Below are 20,921 nucleotides of genomic sequence, written 5' to 3'. Positions count from 1 at the left end.
TTCTCAGCATAAGATTATTCAGTATGGGGAATTTCTATACAGAAACAGGCGCCTCCCAGACTTTTACTTGGACTTACCGATATAGTGCCTTTATGCCAGATAATTATTTTTCTGGTAATCGCTAAACCCAAACCGAATCCGGAAACATTTTCTCCTTTAATTCGAGTATAAGGCAAAAATAAATCATCGATATGTTGTGCCTTTATGCCGGGGCCATCATCTTCAATAAGGATGAGTAATTTATTGTTGTCTGTATTGTTGTCTGCATTGTCTTTAATGGTCACTAAAACTTCAGAGTTTGAATACTTACAGGCATTATCAATGAGATTTTTCACTGCCCTGGAGAAGTTCTTTTCATTAAATTCAATCGCTATGTTGGTGCTACAATCTAGCACTAAGCCGACCTGCCTTTTGGTGTACTTATTAAACAAAACAACATGCTTTTCAACAATGGCAACGGGTGATTGCAACTCGGTTTCAAGCTCTGGCTTTTCGTGTTCCAGGCGAGAATATGATAAATACTCTTCTACCAGTGACTCCATTTCATCTAAATCCAACTCCATTTCATTTTTAAAGTCGTCAATATTATTGTTGTTGAGGGCCTCCTTGGCGAAACGGATTCTTGATAACGGGGTTCTTATTTCATGAGAAAGAGTATCCGACAATTCTTTTTGCAACGCTAATAATTGCGCAATTTTTGTTGTCATCGCCGCGAATGCTGTATTCACCGGATTAAAAAAGGCCGATTTACCTGTTGGCAACACCGACAATTCACCCGATTGGGAAAAATTTTCCGCCGATTTTTTCAGTTTAGCCATCTCTCTAAATAACGGAAACAAGCCGGCAAATATGGCGACAGCTAAAATTAGGTAAAATAAGCTAGTATACCAAAACATCGCATTGGAGTTTCCAATTAAGAAGGGACCGTATCTAATGATAAACTGGCTGTTTTTTGCTTTTGCATAAGCAAACTGCTCGTCTTGGTCATTGCTAACCATAACTATCTGGTTATTATCTAAACGCTGTTGTTGTGCTATAGGAAAATGCAGCAAGTCTATTGCCAAAATAGTCACTCTACCGAACTGGCTACCGTCAGCACAGCTGTACTGATGGCATATTTGTTGTACCGTTTCTATTTCTTCAGTTAAAGAGACCTGTGGTGAGTTATCTTGATTTTTCTGATACCAAAAATCGGCAAAAAATACGGCGGAAAACAGGATGAAAACGAATATTAATGCGTATCGGGTAAAGTGGGAAATCAAAATTCGGCACCTGTCGACAGCATATAACCTTTTCCCCACATGGTCCTGATTTTACAACCGGCATTTTCGTAGGCATTAACTTTTTTACGAAGCCGGCTAACCCGCCCGTCCATGGTTCGGTCTAAACCATCATATTCTTTACCGGTGATATTTAAAAACAAGTACTCTCTGGTAAGGGCTTTATTTTTATTTAAAGCCAATAGCCAAAGTACATCAAATTCGTGCCGGGAAAGTTTTAACCGCTCGGAGTTAATTACCACGGTTCGAGATTCCTGGTTCACCGTAAGGTTACCTATGCTTAGTGATTTGTCTTCGGGTTTATTGTCTCGGCCTTGCTGTCTATATAAAACGGCTTTTATCCGTGCCAGTAATAACTCCGGCTTTACCGGCTTGGTGATGTAATCATCGGCGCCTAATTTAAATCCGTGCAGTTGATTTTCCACATCACTGAGCGCCGACATAAAAATAAATGGTCCGAAATAGTCTTTTCTGGCCTCTTTGAGCAGCTGAAAACCGCTAGTGCCTGGCAACATAATGTCACAAAGGATCAAATCGACTTGACTGCTTTGAACTTTTAAATCTAATTCGCTCGCACAGGCACAGTGGGTGACCTGGTAGCCATTGTTAACTAAAAAATTTGCAATAAAACCGGCAAGTCGAAGATCGTCTTCAATCAATAAAATATGAGCAATGGGGCTACTCATTAAAATACACTCCAAATACGTCGGTTGAGAATGCGTACATCCTGATTCAGGCGTTGTACTTCTATCATTCGACTGACCCGCAACTGGGCATTATTTTGTGGGATCAAATCATAATAACTGTTATCGCTGATATCGATCACCAGTTCGATTTCAACACTGGGGTTATCATCACAAACGAGAAATTCTTTGTGCTGGTTAGGTTTTAAACAGACTCGGGTTGCATAGGCTAAATCCCAGCTGAAAATAAACCTGGAGTGGCAGTCGGCATCTTCTTCAATAACACAAACCGCGGGGCGTATATCAAAGCGTTTGATCGGACGATATTCACTGGCTTGCAACTCAAACAACAAGGGTAAGCAAAGGCTTAATATAACAATTGCGGGCACTAGTTTTTTATCTGATTTCATCATAACACCCACTTAAAGCCGAAAAAATAAGACTGGAAATCGTCTTTTGCCACGATTGGACTGTTTGCAATCTCACTATCATTGTTGTCATATCGGTAAGATGAAACCAGCCAGAAATGATCAGAGATAGGATAACCAAGCTGAAGTTGTACATGCCAGTTGATTGCTGCACCAGGGCGATAATCCAGATACTCAAATCCAAACGGCAGTTCATCTTCACTCACGCCATAATAATAATTAACTAAAGCGGCATCTTTGTAGGACATGCCAACTTTAGACTCAAACTCCAGCCGACCGATATTAAATTGTTTTTTGATGTTGGCATGCAATTCTTTGCCATGGTGCCCGGCGGTGATATCAGACGCCAGAACGACGTTTATATCCATTTCTCCGCGGTAGCGCCAGGCCACACCCGCCATATAGGAAAGAGATTTTTTTTTAGGATAGATGGCAATGTCTGGTTGTTCTACTTCTTCTTCCTCTATCGGAAACGGAGCAATAGTTATTTGCAGAGGTGGAGATGCTGCAGCGATCAAGTCGCGTTGATCATTGGGAAAATATAACCCGTCCTGATTAAGCAGGCCAACCAAATCAATAGAATAGTTGGGGGTTTCTTTCAAACTGTAGCCAAGGGTAGTATTTTCAAGGTAAAAGTATTCGCCAAAATAGCGGATATCAGGCATAACGTAGAGTGCAATGTCATCACCATCGGTAAGCGGCGAGATCATTTCACCATAGCCCAGGCTCACCCCTAAATGCCAGGAATTAACCTCGGTAGTTTCTGGTATTGATTGTTCTGCCGCGATAACAGCAAACGGCGATAACATCGCCAACCAGATAAACCAATATATGCACTTCTTCATTTGTTAAAGTCTCTTCACTAAGGCTCGCCAGTTGTCTTGTGTTAAAACAACACCAAGCGACCTCAGCACTTAAAGTAAGATAAATATCATTATCAGGATAATAAGCTAAGCGTATTTGTATAGCAACGCATGTTTTTTGAGCAGGTGTTAACTTTAATGGGCTGGGTTAAACGAACTGTGCTTATTGTTGATTAATCCCCGAAGTTAGCGTTGTTTTTGCCACACTTTTTTCAAAATGTAACGAAGATCTTGTACAAAGTTGTACAATTTGTCTGCAACTCCCTGCCCATATAGCTAATCTTGCCTCGCCAGTGCAAAATTTGTACAAACCTGTACAAATTCCTTCTTGCGGTTATGGCTAAATGCTGGTGCAGAAGTTTTAACTTCGCAGATAATAATTAGGAGTAAAATCTAGTGAGTAAACAAAATAAAATCGCAACATCTATCGCTACGGCACTGTATGTTGCTGGGCTAAGCGCCGCAAGCGCCGGGGTGACGACGCCACCGACTTTGCAGCCGATGCCTGACTTTTTAAAAGAAGTAAAAATCACTCAGGCAATGCAAAAAAACAGCGATGCTCGTAAGAAAAGAGCCAATCGCTTGAAAGCTGGCGAAGCAAGCAGCAATAGCTTTCCAACAACCAATACCCATAGAGCGATTGCGGCCAAAGTTGATTTTACCTGGGAAGATGATGTAAGTGGTATAAACACTTATATCGTCGAATTCAACGAGCAAGCCGTCGCCTTATATGACGGCCGGATCAACGGCTTAAAAGCAACTAACAGCAAAAGCCGAACCGCTGCTCCGCTTGGCGTAGCATCACTGGATAGTTTCAAGTTGAATCCGAAAGATACTGATGTTGCTCGCTATCGCCAGCATTTGATTAGCAAGCAAAACCAGCATATCCAACAAATTAAGTCAGTTGCCGGTGTTAACGTTGATATCAAGCGGACGTTTCAATATGCCCTTAACGGCGCGACTATCAAACTGACCCAAGATAAAGCCCTGGCCATTTCTAAATTACCAGGCGTGCGCAATGTAAAGCGTTCTACAAACTACCAGTTACACACCGATGTTGGTCCTAAGCACATTGGTGCAGACAAAATCTGGACGCCGAATACGTTAGAACTTGCCAATAAAGGTGAAGGTATTGTGGTGGGTATTATCGATACCGGTATCAACTCAGATCACCCTTCATTTGCTGAAGTAGCCGGTGACGGTTATGTTCATACTAACCCGCGCGGCCAATACTACGGTGATTGTGAAAAAGCCGAATTTTCCAGCATGTGTAATGACAAGCTGATTGGTGTGCGCTCTTATCCGGTTATTACTGATTCTTATATGGATCCGGTATTCCAAGGCATGGGATCTTGGATAACACCAGAGAACCCTGTACGTCCACAAAACGGTGAAGATTATCAAGGCCATGGTTCGCACACTGCGTCAACCACAGCGGGTAATGAACTTTTTGACGTACCTTATACTATAGCATTGCTTGAAGAAACTGGTGACGGTCTAGCGACTGATTTAGTTTTTCCACATATGTCTGGTGTAGCGCCGCGTGCTAACATTATTGCTTATCAGGTATGTTTTCCTGGCGATGGTTCATTTGGTGATGAGTGGCAGCCAAGCGATCAGTACACAGCTTGTCCGGGTGAAGCCCTAATTGCTGGTATTGAAGATGCTATTACCGATGGGGTCGATGTCATCAACTTCTCAATAGGTGGTAGCGAGTCTTCTCCCTGGGAAAGTCCAATGGAAATGGCTTTTCTGGCCGCGCGTGAAGCGGGTATTTCAGCATCGTTATCGGCTGGTAATGCAGGTCAAAGTTGGGTTGATCATGTTTCTCCTTGGGTAACCTCAGTTGCCGCAACCACGCACGGTCGTACTATCAGTTATAGCGAAAAAACCCTAAGCGAGTTATCGGGTGGCGATCCGGCTATGATGCCTGATTCCTGGAACCTGCCTTATGTAGGCGCTGGTTACACAGACGGTATCACTGGCGAGCTAGTTCTTGCGACTAATTACCCAGACTCTGATACTAACTGGGACGGTATTATTGATAGCAATGATGCCAATAGTGATGGTATGTGTAATGTACCTTTCCCTGCTGGAACCTTTACATCAAGCCAAATCGTTGTTTGTAAACGAGGTGAAATTGCTCGCGTTGAAAAAGCGGTCAATGCACAGGCCGGTGGTGCAGGTGGTTTTATCCTTTACAACACCGACTATTCACAAGATCCACCATGGGGACAATCAGGTCCAAACGATGCTTATGTCATCCCTGGAATATTACTAAAAAGTAATGTGATGTACAGCCTGATCCCTTGGTTAGAGTCTGGTACTGGTCATATGGCTACTATTAATGCTTCTACCATCAGTTCAACTATGGGCGAAGCAGATTATGTAGCTGACTTCTCTTCACGTGGGCCAAGCAGAACAACACCTGATTCTATGGTACCAAACGTCGGTGCGCCGGGTGTAAATGTATATGCAGCATATGCTGATGATATGCCGTTTACAAAATTCCCATTTCCTACTGACTATTCTGCAATTTCGGGCACGTCTATGGCAGCGCCTCATGTTGCTGGTGCTATGGCATTGTTAACTCAGTTGCATCCTGATTGGACGCCTGCTGAAATTCAGTCAGCATTAATGTCGACTGCCAACAACAATGGTACTGCTGCAGTTGGTCCTTGGAACGTAGGTCAAGCTGGTCTTGACGACTATGGTTCTGGTGTTATCAATGTAGAAGCGGCTTCACGTGTTGGCCTGGTATTAGATGAAACCGGCGACAACTATCGCGCCGCGGATCCTGGCAATGGTGGTAATTTACCTTCATTGAATGAAGCCTATTTGTATAACACAAGTTGTGAGTTCAACTGTAGCTGGATCAGAACCTTCCGTGCAACGCAAGATGGTACTTTTAATGTCACCATGAACGAGCACACCGCAGAAGGTATGCCATTACTTGACTTGAAAGCCTCACCTACAACGTTCAGCTTGAAAGCCGGTGAAGTTCAGAGTGTGCAGTTTACCGCTGCTGCAAAAGACGTCAGTAACTTTATTAATGAAATTACTGATTTCCCGTTTGAAGGCGATGTCATCATCACACCTGAAGACACGATGATGCCATCTCAACGTTTACCAATGCGTGTTCAATTTAAATCTGACGGTCTGCCGAATGATTTAACCGTTGAAATTAATCGCAAAATGGGTAGCGCTCTTTCACCACGCCTTTACACTAAAGAAGCGGGTGATATCAGAGTCAATGGCTTGGTTAAAGGTCAAACTCAGGTTCATAGCCTGATCCCTTATCAAAATGGTGTTCAAACGGATGAAGGTTTGGCCGCGGATATTGAAATGGGCGCTATCGCTCAAATAAACTTCACCATTCCAGAAGGCACCAAACGTTTTGTGTTTGAATTGACCCGTGAAAAAGACCGTAAAACATGGCACGACAGTGCTATCGATGTTGGTTTTGATGTCAATGGTGACGGTGTTGCGAACTGGAATGAAGAAACCATTTGTTACTCGTTCAGTTATGCCCGTGACTGGTGTGCCATCGACAATCCAACACCGGGTGAATACTGGGCATTAGTTGGTAACTACACAATTTACGATCATAACCACCCAGGTGACAGAATATTACCGCTTGAAATGACCACTAACCTGGCAATCATTCCAGCAGGTGCTGACGATTCATTAACGACTGAAATCGTTGGTGACGCCAATGGTATCGACGGTTACAACGTTAATATGACCTGGAACGCGGAAGATGCGATGGCAGGCGATGTTTATTTTGCCGCTGTTGAGTTTGGTCGTGATGCGGCTAATGCTGGTGACGTGGGAACTATGGGGGTTCGTTTTGAACACATAGGCTCTGATGTAATGATTGCAGCTAGCCAAGAGACTGCGAAAACCGGTGATGTTGTCGACTTTTATATTGAAGCTGCTGCCAATATGATGCCAAGTGATCGTGACTTTACCCTAACTGCGACGTTACCTGAAGGGTTAAACCTTTCTCACGATAGTGTTGATGTTGAAGGTATTTACGGCGCGATGACCACAGTTGAAGGTAATACCATTACCATCTCTGGTAACCAGCCAACATCTGCGTTCACGCCTCGTGAATATGTGTGGACCACCAGCGAAACCGACGAACTATGTCGTATGCCATACACTGACGGAGACTTTAAAGACAACTGGTGGGATATGGGCGCGTTCATGATGCCGACTATTATCCAAGGCGGCGCCTGGGATATGTTCTGGGTGGACCCAGGGGATCTAGGTTACGACAGCATTACTCACTATGGTAAAGAGTGGTCTGGTCCAGTTGGTCTAAACCCTGCCGGATTCTTCTCACTTGATCCTATGGGGTACATGAGCTTCTCGCATAGCGCCATGGAGTGGGTCACGTTCCCTGATACTATGATTGCCGCTTTATGGCACGCTCAAGCCTTCATTACCGAACCTGGTATGTTTGATTGGGATACCCAGAGTATGAAAGGCTTATACGTAGCCACCACAGTCAACAATGAATTAGTCCTTCAGTGGAATGGCATGGAAGTCAACGATTGGTGGTCTGGAACGACTGGTTCTTACAGCGCGCAAACCATCTTCAAAACTAAGCCTGATTACAACGAAGGTGCTTATGAAGTATTGTTTGGCTATGATCGTCTAGATGAATCTCTTAATGGTCAAGGCGCAATCGGTACTCGTGGCTTCCACGGCTTCCGTAACCCTTGGGGTCCAAACGAAGGCTGGAATGCTGATACATTCGCTATTAACGATGTATTAGACAAAACTGCCGTTGGTATGCTGGTTTGTGGTGACTACCGTGGTCCTGAGCAATCAGCCATTCGCGTTAAGTTCAGCGCATTAGTTAACAACATGGCATCAGGTTCAACGCATGAAGTGGTTGTTACTAGCGACTATGAACATGCAGAGCAAGCCAGTGTTTCTACCAGCGTTGCCGTTAACGGTAACCTCACTATGGGTCAGTACAATGACATCACTATTAACGAAGACGAAATGGTTTCTGGTTTAGAAGTTCTATTCACGGCAAACGATTCAACTGAAAAAGTGATCTCAGTATCTGGTGAAAACGTTTCAGGAACAGCAAGTGGTAATGTTTCTGGTTCAACTGTAGACATTACGCCAAACGCTGACTGGAACGGTTCAACCGAAGTCACTATTACTGTAGCTGACGCTGGCAATGAAGGTGATAATGTATCATCGAAGTTTACCTTGACAGTTAACCCAATGGAAGATGCTCCTGTAGCCATGGTTCCAGAAAGTGTCACTATCTCTATTGGTAATTCTGCAGTATTAGACGCTTCCGCGTCATACGATATGGACGATGATAGCCTGACATTCAGCTGGAGTGGTAGTGGTACGATAGAAGGTCCATCAACTTCGGTAATGACTGTATCAGACCTTACTGTTGGTGAACATGAATTTGAAGTAACTGTTTCCGATGGTGCGTTAGAGTCAACGGCATCAGTAATGGTTTATGTTGAACACATCCAAGGCTGTATGGATTCATCTGCAACTAACTATGATGCAACGGCGACTGAAGATGACGGTACTTGTACTTACCCAGCACCAGAGCCAGAGGCTAAGAAATCATCAGGCGGTAGTTTTGGTGGGTTTGCTATGCTATTAATGCTTATTGCCGGTATTCGTAGAAAAGCTCAACAATAAAGTTTGTATTTCAACGCAAATAAGAAAGGGAAAATTAATTTAACCATGAAGTAGTGTTAGATAATTTATTTCTAATTTGTGAAATTTTAAAAAACCAGTTAATTTTATTAACTGGTTTTTTTATTAGTTACAGTGGGTGGCTTATTTGCTTGCAAATAAGAAAGGGAAAATTAATTTAACCATGAAGTAGTGTTAGATAATTTATTTCTAATTTGTGAAATTTTAAAAAACCAGTTAATTTTATTAACTGGTTTTTTTATTAGTTACAGTGGGTGGCTTATTTGCTTGCAGCTTATTTGCTTGGCTTGCAAATTGGCCCCCATTTACAAGTCCTCATTGGTCGTACTAAATATCAGGATGTTAAAGCCTATTTCGATAAAAGTTAATCTAATTTGGCGTCGCTATGATGATAACTGGAAAACTATAAAGTAGTATAAAGACGGGGAGATGTGCTTACTCAACAGAAGTTGGCAACCTCAATTGGAAGCATGCGCCTTTTAATGAAGCACTTTGTTTGGCGAATAATTCACCTTGATGCCAATCGATTATCTTATGGGTGATCGCCAACCCCAAGCCATAGCCTGATATTTGCTTGGTTTGTGACGAGCGGGTATAAGGCAAAAACAATTCGTCAATTTCTGTGGTGTTTATGCCTTTGCCATCGTCTTCGATTTGCACAACCAACCACTCATCTTGTAAAAGCAGGGTTATTTTGACTTCACTGTCAGAGTACTTTATCGCATTATCAATCAAATTTTTAATCGCACGGGCGATAGCGCGTTGATCGACAGAGACCGCAGTATTCGCCTGGTCGATAAAAGAAATCCGTTTCTTCGAATATTGCCCTAACAAGTTGATATAGTGTTCTATGACAGGAACTAAACTTTGAACTTGTAAATCCAGGGTCGGAGTGAAATGTTCTTGCTGAGAAAAACTCAGGTATTCCTCTACCAGTACTTTGAGTTCATTGATGTCCTGCTGTAATAAATCTTTAGTTTCTTCTATGTTGTCATTGTCCAGAGTTGCCAGAGAAAAATTGAGTCTTGAGATACTGGTTCTCAGTTCATGAGAGAGGGTGTCGGACAGTTCCTTTTGCAAGGCCAGTAGTTTCGCTATTTTAGCTATCATCCACCGAAATGCATCGTTAACAGGTTGAAAATATTTGGATTTGGGAAGTTCCAATTGATCAAATTGTCGGCTTTCGGCAAAATTTGCGGCCGCAGTCTTTAAATTAAACATATCCCTGAATAAAGGATAGAGCACGGCAAAGATAGTCCCGCCAAGTAGCAAATAAAAACTGGTGGTGTACCAGGCAAAAAATGGCACGGCAGAGGAGGGAGGTGAGTCAATGCGCATGACCATTCCCTGATCCAGCTTGGCGTAATAAAATGCTTGCTGCTGTTGACCAACGACACTGAGTATTTTGTCTTGCTCGAGCATTGACAAACTATGGTTCGATAAACCTAAATTGTCACGGGCAATTAATGTAATGTGCGAGAAGGGGCTACCTTGCTCAACAGTACAGGGGTGCATGGCACAATATTCTTTGGCAATGGTTACTATGCTATCTATATTGACTTCTATCGGGGCATTATGTTGTTGGTAACGGTGAAAGGCATAGTCCACCGCCAGCATCAAGAGGAAAATGCCGGTAATGATCAGCAGATAATAACGCAGGAACCGCTTAAACAAGACTAGTCCTTAGCCGCAAGCATATAGCCTTGGCCCCAAGAAGTATTAATTTGGCATTTAAGGTTAGGATAACTTTCCAGTTTTTTTCTTAACCGGCTAACCCGGCCATCGACGGTCCGATCCAGGCCATCATATTCTCGGCCAACGGTATTCACAAATAAAAATTCCCGACTCACCTGTTGCCCTTTTTGCAGCGCTAACAACCACAACAAGTCAAATTCATATCTGGACAAAGCAATCGGCTGATTTTCAATGGTGACAATGCGGCTATCGTTATCAATGGTCAAATTGGTGATTTCAATCGACGATTTAGGCTCTTGCTTAGTATTCTTTCGTAAACAGGCGTTAATACGGGCAAGTAAAATCTCCGGGTCAACCGGTTTGCAAATATAGTCATCGGCACCCAATTCAAAGCCTTTTAATTGGTGCTCAACATCACTCAAGGCCGTTAAAAAAATATAGCGGCCATTGAATTTATGGCGAATAGCTTTCGCTATTTCAAAACCATCGGTACCGGGTAGCATCACATCACACAATATCAGCGCGAAATTATTACTGGCAATTAATAGTTCGAGATTATCGCCATTTACAAAATGCCTGACGATGAAGCCCTTTGCCGTTAAGAATTTACAAATTGAACGGGCTAAGCCTTGATCATCTTCAATCAAGAGTAATTGATTATTTTGCATCGTTAAAAAACACTCCATAAATGACGTTTCGCTTTGCGCACATCTATGCCCAGTTGCTGGACCAGCACCTGACGATGTACCCGATGGCTATTATTCAACTGAGAAACCAAAATAAATTCGTTATCACGGTCAATGTTTAATTTAATACGTTCACTGCCTTCAATACGGGACTCACTACAATACAGGGGCTCTTGGTGTGACTTTTGGTAGATACAAACAAGCTGGGCTTCAAACAATTGCCAGTAAAAGGTGAATTGTCTAATACAGCGGTGCTCAGATTCATCAACAATACAGGTCCCGGGTATCACATCAAAACGTTTTACCCAATGGCTGGAATGGCTGGGCGCAGCCGTTGCGGTGCCAATGACGATGACGAATGTAATTAATAGCTGTATTGGTTTAGTCATCGAAAGGCCTCTAGAATATATGCTTTATACCGATGAAAAAGGACAGTATCTCATCTTTGGCAACGATAGGGCTGTTCGCGATGGAAGAGTCTAACCATTCATTTCTTATCGTACTCACCAGGTACCAATCCTGACTATAAGCATAGCTTAAATCGAGTTTAATATGGTAGTTTAGCGCACTTTCAGGCCGATATAGATTTTGTTCAAACACTCCAATTGGCGCCTCGAAACCATAGTAGTATTGGGTGAGTTGCTCGCTTTTAAAACTCAGGCCCGCTTCGAGTTCAACGATGAAAGCATCAAACAGCAAGAGTTTATGGACGGCGGCTCTTAACTCCTCGCCATGATGGACATTTGAAATATCTGTGGTTGCTAATAGCTGATAATCAAGATATCCGTAGTAACGTAATTCAACCCCAGCCAGGTATGACAGTGAACGCTGCTCTGGGGTAGGGACAGGTATCTCTATTTCATCACCATCTTCCACCTGGCCAATCCCGGGAATGCCCGAAAGGGAACCAACAACGTTGCGATTTTTACCCGGAAAATACAAGCCGTCTAGGTTTTGTTTACCGACAAGGTCGACAATTAAGTTTTTACGTTGGTATAAATTGTAGGATATATCGAGGTTTTCAATAGAGAAACGCTCATCGTAATAGCGTATATCCGGAATAAAATATAATGGAATATCATCTTGCTCATTCAACGGGTTGATTAATTTGCCATAGCCCACTGAAACGCCGAACAACCACTCACTCACCGGCCGGTAATGGCTATCATTGACCAGAGTTTGCTCCTCGGCAAGACTCGATCCGCTGGCAAACGTCAATGTTATCAATAAAAGGTGGCGCAAGTACGGCATTAGCTTTTTACTTCTTCGAATGTTGTTCGTTGAACAATTAGTCACTGTTGAGTTGTTTGAGCTTAGCAAACATAGGTTGGCGGTACAATTAAGGCCATTTTCGAAATGTACCATTTTTGCTTGTTAATCCAGGGGGAAGAGACGGAAGTGTTTTTAACTTGCTGATAAATAACATGTTTAAATGTTTTTTTTGGGGTTTCTGGTTTTGTATTTTGTACAATTTCGTACACTTTAATATTTAACCTGCTTAGCGAATTTTGCACAAATTCGTACACCTGCCTTGTAGCCCAGGTTTTAACCGCTTTCCACTCAGTTTTGCTGAAAATTTGCACATTTTCGTACGTTTTGTTTTTTTCATTCATGGTTAAGTACTTGGGTGTTTGTACCAAATCAATTGGAAAGCATGTCACCTAACGACAAGCTGTAATCAACTATTACTCCTGAAGTTATGGGTTTTATGTTGGTTATGAGTTAAAAACAATGGGAACATATTATGAAGTTAAAAAAATTAAGTTTGATGACCATAGCGGCACTGTACGCTTCTGGGGTTGCAGCAAGCACCTCAGGTATATCGGTCAGTCCAACATATGAAAAAGCGGTTGCAGATCCATTTACTATGACTGCAGATGAATATCAAAAAATTCAAGAATACCAACAACAAATAATTAACCGTGAAGGCCAGACTACAGGACCGAATAGCCTAGTTAAAAGCAAGGGTGCAGGTGAAACAAAAGTGCCTTTTCATTTTGAAGATGGTATTGTCGGCGAGCAAGTTTACATCATTCAATTAGCAGAGCAACCTGTTGCGACATATCAAGGTGATATTAACGGTTTAGCGGCAACAGCACCTAGTGTTAATGCACTGTCTTCTAATGCTAAAATTAATATAACCAGTCATGCAAGCATTAGTTATGTTCAGCATTTAGATAACCAACAACAACAAGTTAAAGCAGATATTACCCGTGTCGCTGGCACACAAAATCCAGCTTTACACTCATACAAATATGCCTTTAATGGTATGAGTATGAAATTAACCCAAGCCCAAGCGCAAGCGGTATCAAAGCTGCAAGGCGTTCGTGCTGTTACACGCTCTATCGTTCGAGAATTAATGACCGATGTAGGACCAGAGCATATTGGTGCCAATCAAGTGTGGGATGGTAGTGCAACTGCGACTTCTACAGGTTTTACCGGTGAAGGAATTGTTGTTGGTATTTTAGATACTGGTATTAATTCCAATCACCCATCGTTTGCCGCAACAGGTGGAGACGGTCATACAGCAACAAACCCATTAGGTACTGGAAACTACCTTGGCGATTGTATGCTAGAAGAATTTGCTAGCATGTGTAATGACAAGTTAATTGGCATTTACTCATATCCTGAAATTACCGACACTTATGGTGATCCGGTATTTCGTGGTGCAGGATGGGCTGCTCCTTGGGAACACCAACGTCCAGCGAATGGTGAAGACTATAACGGTCATGGTTCTCATACTGCTTCAACGGTAGCAGGTAACATTCTTTATGATGTTCCTTTTCAGTTTTCAGAACTAGGCTACGGAGAAGATATCACCGGTCGAGATACTAACCTTGTATTTCCACAAGTTTCAGGTGTAGCTCCCCATGCCAATATTATTTCTTATCAAGTTTGTTGGGCCGGTGGTGGTGGTGCAGCATATTCTGGTTGTCCTGGCGATGTTATGCTAAAAGCAATTGATGATGCGATTGCTGATGGTGTTGATGTTATTAACTTCTCAATCGGTGGAGCAGAAAGTTTTCCATGGACTGACCCAATTGAGCTGGCTTTTTTAGCAGCTCGTGAATCAGGTGCTTCGGTTGCAGCTTCAGCTGGTAACGCCGGATATGCTTGGATGGATCATGTTTCTCCTTGGTTAACCAGTGTTGCTGCGACAAGTCATGGTCGTACATTAGAAGCTACCGAGAAAAAATTAGAGGCTTTTGAAGGAGGCGATAGCTTGCCAACAACTTCTTTCTATAAAGCTGCGTCTGTTACTGGTGCTTACACTGGGCCAGTGGTATCTGCTGCAGATTATGGTCTTGGTGATAATGGCAGCTGTGATACAGAATTCCCGGCAGGTACATTTGATTTAATGCCAAATGGCGATCCTTTATTGGAAGCACCTATTGTAGTTTGTGGACGAAGTGACCAAGCTCGTGTCGCTAAAGCTGATAATGTCAAATCGGGTGGCGCTGGTGGCTTTATTCTTTATAATACCCAGCCAGAGTATTTATATGGCCCAGCAGCAGCACAATTAGTAGAAGACTTTTACTCTTTACCAAGTGCTCATATAAGAGAATATGACGGTGGTAAAGTTCTCAGTTGGTTAGAAACAGGCTCAGGGCATCGCGCGACTATTACCGATGGAAGTTATACGACTCATATTAAAGGTGAAGGCGAAGACAGTGTAGATGCTATTGCTGGCTTCTCATCTAGAGGGCCAAGTACAACTAACCCAAATATACTTGCACCAACAGTGTCTGCTCCAGGTGTGAATGTATTTGCTGCTTATGCTAACGACCGTATTTTTTCTCAAGGAGGAAGTGGTCAAAATTGGGCGATGATCAGTGGTACTTCAATGGCATCACCACATGTTGCTGGTGCTATGGCATTAATTAAAAATGCTCACCCTTCTTGGACTCCTGCGCAAATTCAATCGGCATTAGTGAGCACAACAACTACTGCTTATAATTCTTCAGAAGATAGAGACTGGCAAGGTATTATTACTAATACCTATAAGTCGGTTGCTGGCTATGATGATGTCGGTGCTGGCGTTATTAATGTTGCCAATGCGGTACAAGCAACACTAATTATGGATGAAAGTATTGAGAACTACCAAAATGCGAATCCAGAGATGGGTGGCGATGTTACAGAGCTAAATACACCTTATCTAGTCAACCGTGAATGTAGAACAACTTGTACCTGGTTTAGAACTTTTACCGCTGTTGATTCAGGTACTTGGGCCGTTTCTGGTGAAGAAATTGACTATGAAGGTGCTTCATTACTTAAACTTGACATTAGCCCTAGTAATTTTTCATTAATGGCTGGAGAGAGTCAGCAGGTAATGGTTACAGCTACAGTGCCTGAAGTAGATTTCCAACAAGATGATCCTATTGGTGCAGGTAATACTGATGGTCAAGTATTCAAAGCTAAGCTTTTATTAACCTCTGACAATGCTAAAAAACCAGTGCAATCACTACCGGTTATTATTAAAGCAAAGCGCGCTAACTTACCGATGAGCCTTGATGCAACCATCGGGCGTGCACAAGGTGAGTTGACTTCACCTACAATGGTCTTACCTGCGGTTTCTGCTATTTCTGCCAATGTTTACGGTGCAATTAACGCTGAAAATACCGTGCATTTTTTGAAAAGAAATACTTTATACCCTTGGGAAATAGTTGAGGCGCTACCAGATACTGATTCACAAATTGCTTACCGTATGTTTAATGTACCAACAGGCACTAAACGCTTAGTTGTTGAAATTACGGATGAACCTTCTATTGCACGCCATACTAGCCGAATCGACTTAGGTCGTGATGTTAATAATGATGGCTTGATTGATTGGTATAAAGAAGCTATTTGTATTTCTGATTGGCGTAAGCGTGATTATTGTGCGATTAACAATCCAGAGCCTGGTCAATATTGGTATACCATTACTAATATGAAACCATTGTCTAATAATGGTAATAGTTGGAATGATCCTTATGATGAAGCGCATAAAATAGTTTCATCACTGGCTATTATTAATGACGAGATCACTTCAAGTATTAATATTGAATCTACAAGCAGTGATGGCGTAACTCCGATGACCTTAGCGGTTAATTGGGATTTACCTGAATTAGCTGAAAATGATATTATTCATGCAGTAATTGAGTTAGGTACTGACAGCGCTAATGCCGATATTGGTATTATTCCTGTACGTTTAACAGCAGGTTCTGCTGATGTTTTACTGACAAGTAGTCATCAAGGTGCCAAAGTAGGTGATGTAATTGAGTTTGAAGTAACTCAACAAGCTAATTTATTAGGTCATGACCGAGATATTGCAATCGAAGTTACGTTACCAGAAAGTTTATCACTAGACCCTGCTTCAGTACGTGGAAATGAATTCACCGAAACACTATTAAGTTCTGAAGGTAATAGTTTAACTATTGCTGGTCAGCAAATGTCTTCAAAAAATTCACCTCGCCGTTATGAGTATACCACTAATGCCGACGATGAAATGTGTCGTATGCCGTTTAGTGACTACCCTGAGTTTGTCGACTTACCAGGAATTGGGGTGCCGAAAATAGAAGGAACATTCACTAATGAATACACTCAACTATGGGCTATACCTGACTATATTGGTTATGATAAATATTTCCCACATATTCCATTATACGGTGTAGATAAAAAAGATACTGATAATATGTTAACGTTGCGCGGTAACGGTTACCTACAATTTGATGGTCACGCGATCTTTTCATTACCGGGCTATACCCTTGGCTTCGATGGGATTAGAGACCTTGTGGTAGCACCTTTCTGGCGCGGCGATTCAGCAACACTGAATGCTTCAGGTATTGATTTTTCTACCTTTAAAGAGTGGCATACTGGTGTTTACATTGCAGGGTTAAATCAAGATAAATATCTTGCTGTGCAATGGCAAGGCATGAAAGCTAAGCAAGCTGGCGGTGTAATTGGTCCCTGGAGCACAAATACTGACAAAGGAGTTCAAGCGCTTGATGAATCAACATTCTTTAACTTTCAAACCTTAATGTCATCAACCATTGACTTTACCCCTGGCGTTTATGAAATGATTTTTTCATATCAACAAATGACCGGTGATAAAGGTGAGCATACGGTTGGTTTGAAGGGTTATAACGGTGTTCGTGGTTTCTTCTACCCAGTAAATGGTTACAACTGGGATGACTATGCAGTTAACGAACCTGAAAAGCTAACTGAAGGCACTATTGTTTGTGCAAACTATCAAGGTCCTGAGAGCACTCATGTAGTAGCACGTTTCTCTGCCGTGGTTAATACTATGGCAGCAGCGAATACCAGTGATATAACTATGGTAGCGACAGTAACGAACGGTAATACTGTTGAGCAAACGTTGAGTGTTAACATTGCAGGCAACATTACGGTATTGGATATTGCCGACCAATCTATTGATGAAAACGCTATACTTGAAGCGATGAACGTTAATTATTCTCATAAAAATAATCGCGCTGTTGGCTTAGAGGTTTCTGGTGACAGTGTTTCTGCATCCATTGATGGTATGACATTCTCACTTACTCCAGATGCTAACTGGCACGGAGAAAGTGAAATAACCGTCTCGGTATACGATGTTGCCAATCCTGATGATAAAGCGAGTACAAGCTTTATGCTGACCGTTAATTCAGACGGTATTGAATTAGGTTGTACCGATTCGAGTGCCACTAACCATGATGCCAACGCAACTACGGATGATGGTAGCTGTACTTTTCCTGAGCCTCCTCAGGATAATGAAGCTAAGAAATCTTCGGGTGGTTCACTTGGTTGGTTAATGCTCGGATTTTTATCGATGATAGCATTTAAGCGAAAATATATTCTTTAATCAATATATTCGTGACTAATAAAACTCTCTCAATTAACCGTTGAGAGAGTTTTTTACTTCAGGGATGATGGAATGCAAACCACCATGGATGGTTTTAGGTTTGTAAACTGGACGTATTTATACCCGACAGACAGGGGGGCTTTAGAGGGGGATTGATCATGGGTGAGCTATATGCAAAATTGCCATTCCTTATAGAATTCGATCCAATATAAAGTTATGATTTTTTTTTGAAAACACCAAACAAACCACTGGGTTGGGTCGCTTCTAATTTCGACCATAAATCGTACTTATCACCTACGCGAATGGCAATAGAGAATTTATAAGCGCAAAATAAACAAGCTACCGCACAAACCCCAAAGAAGTTAGCCATGCTGATGTTAAAAAGTGGAAACTGGCCTGATGGGAATTCCCATAAAAAACTGCCCGCCCAAACACCCCCGGCAAAGACACTAAAGAATAAAGCAAACATTTCTATTTTATGGAGCTCTCGCCGGTTTGCCGAAAACCAGCCTCTGCCACAAGCGAACCTTACCCAGAACGGATACTCTTTATAGTCATTAATCACGGTATTCATCGAATATAACTCCTGTTCAAGTTTATCTACATTAATATCAAAAGCAGAAGCGAGAGCCCGTAATGAGGCATAGCTCACCCGGTGTCCTTTTTCGACGCGTTGAATCGTACGTAAACTCAAACCGCATTTTTCGGAAAGTAGTTCTTGTGAAAGAAGGTGTTTTTGCCTAAGTACTTTTATCAACATCGGGGACTCTCATAATCTGGAGTTAAATAATATCGATTATGATAGCCTGTCGGTGACGTAAATACGTCGCCAATTTGCCGCCAAGTGAAAAAATGACGGCCAATGGATGATTTATATCAGCTATATCAGTTATTTCACTCGTATAGGTAAGTCGCCGCAGCTTGACCCATCAATCTGTAGTTATGGCCGATATTAGGGATGATTTTTAATTGCCAATTGAATTTGAGTTCTAAGGTCGATGCCATTATTTTAGAATTCTTATAAAAATATTGAGCTCTGGCGAGTCGGTGCAACCCTTGCTTATTAACGGCCGGGCTATGTAATAGCATACCTCCGGTTTCGTTTTCATTGTCTTTTTCACCGATAAACAGTACTAATTTTTCGGCAAAGGCTTTTTCAAAATGACTTTTTGATAACAACGCATCTTGGGTGCCAAAGGGAAGTTTCTGAGCAAAGCTCGGCACTGTGTATGAGCCAGAATTGGCGGCAAGGATACGGTTTACTTTAGAGTTAGGGTTAAACACCGCTAATCGATGTGCGATTTGTCCGCCGGCAGAATGGCCAAAAATGTCATACTGTTTTTGCGGCGTGGCTAATGCCATTACCGCATGATCGAAAATTCTATCCATGTCTTTGAAGATGAAGCTGTCTGAGTGGTAATTTCTATCAAAGCTAATGTCTTCGTCTTCTATTTTGAAAACCATACGCTTATTATACTTTTCCATCCTGGGTTCTTTTAGAAACTTCATGTTTTTGACGATACCACCAAGGTGATAGGCGGCAAAATTATAATCTTCTTCTTTATATGACGGAGAAAGAATAAGTGCGTTATATTTCTCAGATGAAGCAACCCATGAATCTCGATAGTCATCTGCATTTCTGCCGGCACCGGGGATCACCATCAAAATAGGCGAGCTTTCATTAAAGCCTTTGGGTTTGTGGTAGAAAACATTGATGGTATAATTTTCATGTTGTTTACCACCTTTCATTGAAAAACTGCCTGAGCCCGCTTGAATATCGACTAAAACATTATCTGCCAGGCTTTCTGGATTGTCCTGATTTTCCTTAACGTTATAACCATCAATTATTTTATTTGTACAAGCAGAGACAAACACGACAAAAACCAAAATCAAAACTTTGCATAACACCTTCACTATATTCCCCTTTAAAATTTAATAAATAGTAAACTGATGAGCGGTACTGGAGTGTTATTACCAGTGCGCATCGATGGGGCTATCTTCCCCTTTTACTTGCTTGAAGGTCTTGCCGATTCCAAAAAACGCTTAGCAATTTTGAAATTGGTAAGCGTTTTTTATATTCGAACAGCGGTTTATCGGTTGTTGCAGTTGAGTTTGACTATTTTATTGCCGATTGCCGGTACTGTGTCGGTGTTTTTCCGGTGATGTCTTTAAATGCTCGATTAAATGGTCCTATCGAGCCGTAGCCTAGTTCTAGGGCGATGGTTAAAATGGGTTTGCGGATGTTATCTACATTTTCAAACTCTAAACATGCGGCGGGGATACGATAGCTATTTAAAAACGAGGAGAAGTTTTTAAAGCCCAAATATTGATTAATCAACTCGCGTAACTGGTGTTCGGGAGTCTGCAGTGTCATTGCCAATTGCTTTATGGTTAATTCCGTTTGTTTGAAATTTCCGGCCTCAATAAACGATGTTAACTTAGCAAAGTTTTCTTGAAAAATTAGCTGGATATTTGTTGCTGATGTTGGCTTGGAATGTTGGGTGTCGTTGTTAACATTATCCTTGTTACTATCACTGACAGCATTATCATTGAGGTGGTAGGCCAAGTGATTATCAAATTTGAAGAAATTTTTATGATAATACTAAAATGCTTCAAACGTATTTCGGCGCATAATTCGTTCCCAATAACTTATTGGATTTACAAGCTTTTAATTTATGATAAGATAAACTCACTTTACAGTGTTAATGTTTGAATGGCATTTTATTATCAAGGCATTAACAG

General features: G+C 41.8%; 13 protein-coding genes. 2 read left to right on the top strand and 11 right to left on the bottom strand.

Features of this window, described 5'->3' with window-relative positions; genetic code table 11:
* Positions 1 to 14: 14 nt before the first annotated feature.
* From ND16A_RS04800 to ND16A_RS04815, 4 genes are read right to left on the bottom strand one after another with little or no spacing between them, the layout of a single operon-like run.
* The gene (locus tag ND16A_RS04800; RefSeq protein WP_033078531.1) at positions 15 to 1,262 is read right to left on the bottom strand and encodes a sensor histidine kinase; all 1,248 of its coding nucleotides are present in this window, start codon (positions 1,260 to 1,262) and stop codon (positions 15 to 17) included.
* Positions 1,259 to 1,966 carry a response regulator transcription factor gene (locus tag ND16A_RS04805; RefSeq protein ID WP_033078530.1) on the bottom strand — a complete coding sequence of 236 codons (708 nt, stop codon included), beginning with the start codon at positions 1,964 to 1,966 and terminating at the stop codon, positions 1,259 to 1,261. The genes ND16A_RS04800 and ND16A_RS04805 overlap by 4 nt, the downstream gene beginning before the upstream one ends.
* The gene (locus ND16A_RS04810; protein WP_033078529.1) at positions 1,966 to 2,376 is read right to left on the bottom strand and encodes a DUF3019 domain-containing protein; all 411 of its coding nucleotides are present in this window, start codon (positions 2,374 to 2,376) and stop codon (positions 1,966 to 1,968) included. Before ND16A_RS04810 ends, ND16A_RS04805 begins: the two co-directional genes overlap by 1 nt.
* Complete coding sequence (locus ND16A_RS04815; protein ID WP_033078528.1) at positions 2,373 to 3,236, bottom strand: MipA/OmpV family protein; 864 nt, start codon at positions 3,234 to 3,236, stop codon at positions 2,373 to 2,375. The genes ND16A_RS04810 and ND16A_RS04815 overlap by 4 nt, the downstream gene beginning before the upstream one ends.
* Before the next feature lie 414 nt (positions 3,237 to 3,650).
* Between ND16A_RS04815 and ND16A_RS04820 the strand changes: the two genes are divergently transcribed.
* Positions 3,651 to 8,942 (top strand): S8 family peptidase, encoded by a 5,292-nt coding sequence (locus ND16A_RS04820; protein WP_052073228.1) that lies wholly within the window; start codon positions 3,651 to 3,653, stop codon positions 8,940 to 8,942.
* A 453-nt stretch (positions 8,943 to 9,395) separates the two neighbouring features.
* Here the strand turns inward: ND16A_RS04820 and ND16A_RS04825 are convergent, their stop codons facing one another.
* From ND16A_RS04825 to ND16A_RS04840, 4 genes are read right to left on the bottom strand one after another with little or no spacing between them, the layout of a single operon-like run.
* Positions 9,396 to 10,634 (bottom strand): sensor histidine kinase, encoded by a 1,239-nt coding sequence (locus ND16A_RS04825; RefSeq protein ID WP_033078527.1) that lies wholly within the window; start codon positions 10,632 to 10,634, stop codon positions 9,396 to 9,398.
* 2 nt (positions 10,635 to 10,636) lie between these two features.
* Positions 10,637 to 11,323 carry a response regulator transcription factor gene (locus ND16A_RS04830; RefSeq protein ID WP_033078526.1) on the bottom strand — a complete coding sequence of 229 codons (687 nt, stop codon included), beginning with the start codon at positions 11,321 to 11,323 and terminating at the stop codon, positions 10,637 to 10,639.
* A gap of 2 nt (positions 11,324 to 11,325) precedes the next feature.
* A complete protein-coding gene (locus tag ND16A_RS04835; RefSeq protein WP_033078525.1) occupies positions 11,326 to 11,730 on the bottom strand; it encodes a DUF3019 domain-containing protein in 405 nt (134 codons plus the stop codon).
* A gap of 10 nt (positions 11,731 to 11,740) precedes the next feature.
* Positions 11,741 to 12,592 (bottom strand): MipA/OmpV family protein, encoded by an 852-nt coding sequence (locus ND16A_RS04840; protein WP_033078524.1) that lies wholly within the window; start codon positions 12,590 to 12,592, stop codon positions 11,741 to 11,743.
* Positions 12,593 to 13,085: 493 nt separating this feature from the next.
* Between ND16A_RS04840 and ND16A_RS21935 the strand changes: the two genes are divergently transcribed.
* The gene (locus tag ND16A_RS21935) at positions 13,086 to 18,179 is read left to right on the top strand and encodes a S8 family serine peptidase (RefSeq protein WP_033078522.1); all 5,094 of its coding nucleotides are present in this window, start codon (positions 13,086 to 13,088) and stop codon (positions 18,177 to 18,179) included.
* A 214-nt stretch (positions 18,180 to 18,393) separates the two neighbouring features.
* Here the strand turns inward: ND16A_RS21935 and ND16A_RS0119535 are convergent, their stop codons facing one another.
* From ND16A_RS0119535 to ND16A_RS0119530, 3 genes are all read right to left on the bottom strand, one after another.
* Entirely contained in the window at positions 18,394 to 18,939 is a 546-nt protein-coding gene (locus tag ND16A_RS0119535) for a helix-turn-helix domain-containing protein (RefSeq protein ID WP_081945638.1), read from the bottom strand.
* A gap of 134 nt (positions 18,940 to 19,073) precedes the next feature.
* Positions 19,074 to 20,093 (bottom strand): alpha/beta hydrolase, encoded by a 1,020-nt coding sequence (locus tag ND16A_RS04855; protein WP_052073227.1) that lies wholly within the window; start codon positions 20,091 to 20,093, stop codon positions 19,074 to 19,076.
* A gap of 202 nt (positions 20,094 to 20,295) precedes the next feature.
* Positions 20,296 to 20,745, bottom strand: coding sequence for a helix-turn-helix domain-containing protein (locus ND16A_RS0119530; protein WP_052073226.1), 450 nt, complete (start codon positions 20,743 to 20,745; stop codon positions 20,296 to 20,298).
* Positions 20,746 to 20,921: the final 176 nt, after the last annotated feature.

Origin of the sequence: Thalassotalea sp. ND16A (assembly GCF_000764205.1) — a bacterium.
GTDB lineage: Bacteria > Pseudomonadota > Gammaproteobacteria > Enterobacterales > Alteromonadaceae > Thalassotalea_A.
Note: the sequence above shows the minus strand (reverse complement) of the source record. Positions and strands in the feature narration are given on the sequence as shown.

Excerpts from the sequence above, each read along its gene's own strand:
- ND16A_RS04815 (WP_033078528.1), bottom strand. The coding sequence starts at position 3,236 with ATGAAGAAGTGCATATATTGGTTTATCTGGTTGGCGATGTTATCGCCG.
- ND16A_RS04835 (WP_033078525.1), bottom strand. The coding sequence starts at position 11,730 with ATGACTAAACCAATACAGCTATTAATTACATTCGTCATCGTCATTGGC.
- ND16A_RS04830 (WP_033078526.1), bottom strand. The coding sequence starts at position 11,323 with ATGCAAAATAATCAATTACTCTTGATTGAAGATGATCAAGGCTTAGCC.
- ND16A_RS04810 (WP_033078529.1), bottom strand. The coding sequence starts at position 2,376 with ATGATGAAATCAGATAAAAAACTAGTGCCCGCAATTGTTATATTAAGC.
- ND16A_RS04805 (WP_033078530.1), bottom strand. The coding sequence starts at position 1,966 with ATGAGTAGCCCCATTGCTCATATTTTATTGATTGAAGACGATCTTCGA.
- ND16A_RS21935 (WP_033078522.1), top strand. The coding sequence starts at position 13,086 with ATGAAGTTAAAAAAATTAAGTTTGATGACCATAGCGGCACTGTACGCT.
- ND16A_RS0119535 (WP_081945638.1), bottom strand. The coding sequence starts at position 18,939 with ATGTTGATAAAAGTACTTAGGCAAAAACACCTTCTTTCACAAGAACTA.
- ND16A_RS04840 (WP_033078524.1), bottom strand. The coding sequence starts at position 12,592 with ATGCCGTACTTGCGCCACCTTTTATTGATAACATTGACGTTTGCCAGC.